Source organism: Aliiglaciecola litoralis (assembly GCF_039523355.1).
Classification (GTDB): domain Bacteria; phylum Pseudomonadota; class Gammaproteobacteria; order Enterobacterales; family Alteromonadaceae; genus Aliiglaciecola; species Aliiglaciecola litoralis.
On sequence record NZ_BAAAFD010000026.1, the window covers coordinates 1 to 4,049 of the forward strand.

The following is a 4,049-nucleotide window of genomic DNA, read 5'->3' on the forward strand; positions in this document are numbered from 1 at the left end:
CCCGTTAACGTTTAAAGTAGAAACTGGCAAAAAAGGAGCGAATACAGTTTGAAAATGAGCAATAAAGCCAGGCTGTTACCAGCAAACCCAGACAACGTTTAACCCTTAAAAGAAATCCGTATAACGCTTCACATATGGGGCGCAAGCTTGCTGGCTATACTTGCGAAGAATGAGCCGAGCCAGCGAGTATGCGTCCCAATGAGCAGAGCGAATGAACATAATGTGTTTGTTATATTGCATATGTCACACCCCTTTTCCATTATTCTCTCTGTGCTTTTTGAACGGAATAGATACTAACCATGATATTATTAACATCATTATGGCGGCATTCAACATAGCATCTATCGTAAATGGGTCGATCCTTCCCAACATAAAATAGTCAATTAGAGGCAATATAAATGGAACTGCAAAAGTCGGAATAAGAATAGCTAAAATACGATTATGAAGCCAATAGTGGAACGCAGTTGATATAAGAGCGAATACTGGTATAACCATAAGAAAAGCAATTAAATCACCCATATTTTGCCTCCTGCAATATAACGCCCCTAATAGACTGCACAAACTTGTGGCCTATACTTTGTGAGGCACGAGCAATGGCCGCGAGTTTGTGTCAGGTTGATTGGATTGTTATACGGAGAACACATACTGACAAAGCCCACGATTAAAATTACTAAACCAAATACTACAATCGAATCGCTGAAAAAAGCGATAACTTTTTAAGTTACCTAACAGAACTATGACAACTGAAACGATGAAAAGGCCCGTTAACGCTTAATGTTGAAACTGGCAAAAAGAGAACGAATACGTTTTGAAAAAGAGCGACAACACTAGGCTGTTACTACCAATCCCAAATATCGTTTAACCCTTAAAAGAAATCCGTATAACGCCCCTAATAGACTGCACAAACACGTGGCTTACACTTTGTGAGGCACGAACAATGGCCGCGAGTTTGTGTCAGGTTGATTGGATTGTTAGGCCTATAACGCAAACAAACCTAAACCCCAAATAATTAAAAAATAAATCGGTATAGCCAAGAAAGATGCTGGTATGCAAGGTAGAATTAAAACTACGAAGCTTGCAGTTGTAAATGAATCCACTACAGAGTCGTTTCTATAATTTGATACAGCATCCTCAACTGGATGACGGCCTTTTACCCTTTTATAACCCTCCGTAAATTCACCAGCATTACCTGAGACCGCAGAAAGCAAATATTTGAATAGCGGTAAACAAGCCAAGCAACCTACCAAGAAAGAAAAAACAGCTACGTAAATATTCATGTTACTCATTCAGGCCTAACGCCCCTAATAGACTGCACAAACACGTGGCCTACACTTTGTGAGGCACGAGCAATGGCCGCGAGTTTGTGTCAGGTTGATTGGATTGTTAGACGGCATTGCGATCTTTAAAGTAACTGAACAATATTGGAAGAATAAATCCTACCAACATTAACCACAACAACGAGAAAAAGTTGTCGAAAAGCGCAAACAAAGCTAACCCAACAAAGACGTAGACAGCTAAAGAGATCCATTTAACCTGATTAGAACCCCTACCTTTAAAAAACCAAGTAATTAAAATAGCCAAAGACAACAATGTCACAGGAATTACCACAATAAAGCCTTCACCCATGCTAGTGTTCCTTATGTAACATGCCGTCTAACGCCCCTATTAAACGGCACAAACTTGTGGCCTACACTTTGTGAGGCACGAACAATGGCCGCGAGTTTGGGTCCGGTTGAATGGTTTGTTAGGTGTAACATCTATCATAGTTTATAAACATGTTAAAAAGCTGCGATACACCCCATTCACGATCACCGTCGATTAAATCAACAGATATCCTTTGACCACTATGCAATCGATCAGTTAATTCTTCCGACAGACATATTTTATTCAGAATAACAGCTTTGTATTTCTTCAAAATTGCATCTTGGTTAGGTCTCTTAGACAGCTGATCTTTGAAAACATAACCGTCTTGATATCTGAATTTCAAATAAAATATATCGCCTTGGTCAGTAAAGTAAGAGAGTTTCAAATTTTCCTCTCCATCAGCAGAAAAATACTCGGAAATAGTTTTACGTTTATTTTGATATTCCCATTGGGGGTAGTTTCCAAATAATAGAACGAATACCATCAAACCAAAACACAGGAAAAATAAGAAAAAACCTCCCTTTTTTCCCCACCAAGATAAAAACCTCCATTCCCAACCTTTCAAAACGACTCCAAAGTTACACCTAACGCCCCAATAATGGGCTAAAACTTGTTGGCTATAATGACCGAGGCACGAAGGAAAGCCAACGAGTTTTTGTCCCAGTGACCGAAGGGAGCGGATTAATTGGATTGTTATATCCCATACTGGTTAACTGAAGGAAACGATAAAACAACCCACCATGTCAAAACTGAAAAAGCGATTTTAGCAACTAACTCCAAAATTGACTTCAGAACAATACTTCGGTCACCTTCAGGATTACCCCAACCTCCCTTGAAATCATCATCTAATGAAATTAAGTGACCTACGGAAGCAAATACAGTTACACAAGCAAAGCTAAAAGCCAGAGATACCTCACCAAAATACGAAATTAGCAAAGTTAAAATTAAAGCCCATATTGAAAATATTAGTACTTGTCTCATTTGGGATATAACGCCTCTAATAAACGGCGGTTACGAGCAATAAACGTAACCACATTACAACAATGCCCAGCGAGTAAGCGTCCGGTTCATTAGTTTGTTATACGTCTAATACCTGCGCTAACGCCCTCAACAACTTTACCGCCAATGCTGTGGACAGACGCTGTCCATGCGGCCTTCAATTCTACTATTTCTAAAAGTCGTTTCGCGGTGCTCTGAGCTTGCTCAAGGAAAGGCGAGAAACGGCTTTTAGAAATACCATATTCAATGTGCCGGAACAACTGGACCAAGGTACTGATCACGCTTATTCAAGGTACAGTTTTCAGGCTCTGACCCCATCATAAGCAGGTCTTTTACGTATAACGCTTTGAATATGGGACAAATACGAGCGTTTTGGCCGAAGGCCAGCGAGTATTTGTCCCAGTGAGTTTACGAACGACATAATTCATTTGTTAGGTGAATTATCATAGACAGCCTCGCAGTGTTCGCATAAAACAGTTGGTGGCAAGTCTTTTAAAAACCAGAACACCCAGCCTTTATTCTTATTAATGTGATTAGCGTTAGTTATAACAACAAGCAGTTTTTTACAATTTTGGCATTTAATTGTTAAACCCAAAATAACTGCGGCAATCATAAATGCTAACCACAAGGTAAATGGTAAAACGAAATACCAACTTGTTAGCGAGGCGGCAGATAGCCATAAAACCAAAGGAAACAAGACAAATACAATATAACCACTGATAACGCCAATGCTCAAACAAACCATATACAAGTGTAGTTTTCTAAAGCCTTTTTCAAACACTCGTATTCACCTAACGCCCCTAATAAACGGCGCAAACTTGCTGGCTATAATGGCGAGGAACGAGACCCAGCCAGCGAGTTGGCGTCCGGTTGATTGGTTTGTTATATTGCTTCACTTAAAACAACCACCTTTTTGCTATTTTTATTGGACAACAAAAAACTGTTTAAACATATCAGTTGACCATATTCGTCCATGTTATTTTCACGTTTCGTTTTATTTAGCCAAGCAGAGTAAAATTCATCGAAATTTTCATCTGACATTGAAGTGGGATATTCGTTTAAAATATAGCTGAATTCAACATCATTGATTCTAGGTAGAGATTCACTTGATAATGACGAATTAAAATAACTAAGCAATGTAATCAATTCTTTTTCCGAAGCTAAACATAACGTTTCTTGACGCGCGCACCTCCACTCTAGGTCATTTAATAACGCTAGGTCTAAATCATCCAAATGTACAAAAGAAAAATGCTTCATTGCTCCAATCCTCTACGCAATATAACGCTCCAATTACGGGCGGTTTGAGCTGGCTATAATGTGCGAGGAACGAGCCGCAGCCAGCGAAAAACCGTCCCAGTATATTGGCTTGTTATGTTTAATCTCAACAGTCACCGCCACCTCCGCCA

General features: G+C 39.5%; 8 protein-coding genes. All 8 read right to left on the reverse strand.

Going from position 1 to position 4,049, the window contains the following annotated elements; genetic code table 11:
• Positions 1 to 243: 243 nt before the first annotated feature.
• The 8 genes from ABD036_RS18800 to ABD036_RS18835 all read right to left on the reverse strand — a co-directional run bounded on the left by ABD036_RS18800 (position 244) and on the right by ABD036_RS18835 (position 3,900).
• Complete coding sequence (locus ABD036_RS18800) at positions 244 to 519, reverse strand: hypothetical protein (RefSeq protein ID WP_343862699.1); 276 nt, start codon at positions 517 to 519, stop codon at positions 244 to 246.
• A 458-nt stretch (positions 520 to 977) separates the two neighbouring features.
• The gene (locus ABD036_RS18805; RefSeq protein WP_343862701.1) at positions 978 to 1,277 is read right to left on the reverse strand and encodes a hypothetical protein; all 300 of its coding nucleotides are present in this window, start codon (positions 1,275 to 1,277) and stop codon (positions 978 to 980) included.
• A gap of 106 nt (positions 1,278 to 1,383) precedes the next feature.
• A complete protein-coding gene (locus ABD036_RS18810; protein WP_343862702.1) occupies positions 1,384 to 1,626 on the reverse strand; it encodes a hypothetical protein in 243 nt (80 codons plus the stop codon).
• A gap of 118 nt (positions 1,627 to 1,744) precedes the next feature.
• The gene (locus tag ABD036_RS18815) at positions 1,745 to 2,209 is read right to left on the reverse strand and encodes a hypothetical protein (RefSeq protein WP_343862704.1); all 465 of its coding nucleotides are present in this window, start codon (positions 2,207 to 2,209) and stop codon (positions 1,745 to 1,747) included.
• A gap of 128 nt (positions 2,210 to 2,337) precedes the next feature.
• The gene (locus tag ABD036_RS18820) at positions 2,338 to 2,625 is read right to left on the reverse strand and encodes a hypothetical protein (protein WP_343862705.1); all 288 of its coding nucleotides are present in this window, start codon (positions 2,623 to 2,625) and stop codon (positions 2,338 to 2,340) included.
• 89 nt (positions 2,626 to 2,714) lie between these two features.
• A complete protein-coding gene (locus tag ABD036_RS18825) occupies positions 2,715 to 2,924 on the reverse strand; it encodes a hypothetical protein (RefSeq protein ID WP_343862691.1) in 210 nt (69 codons plus the stop codon).
• Between the two features lie 143 nt (positions 2,925 to 3,067).
• Positions 3,068 to 3,424: a hypothetical protein gene (locus ABD036_RS18830; RefSeq protein WP_343862707.1), complete on the reverse strand. Its 357-nt coding sequence runs from the start codon at positions 3,422 to 3,424 to the stop codon at positions 3,068 to 3,070.
• 101 nt (positions 3,425 to 3,525) lie between these two features.
• Positions 3,526 to 3,900, reverse strand: coding sequence for a hypothetical protein (locus ABD036_RS18835; protein ID WP_343862709.1), 375 nt, complete (start codon positions 3,898 to 3,900; stop codon positions 3,526 to 3,528).
• Positions 3,901 to 4,049 lie beyond the last annotated feature (149 nt).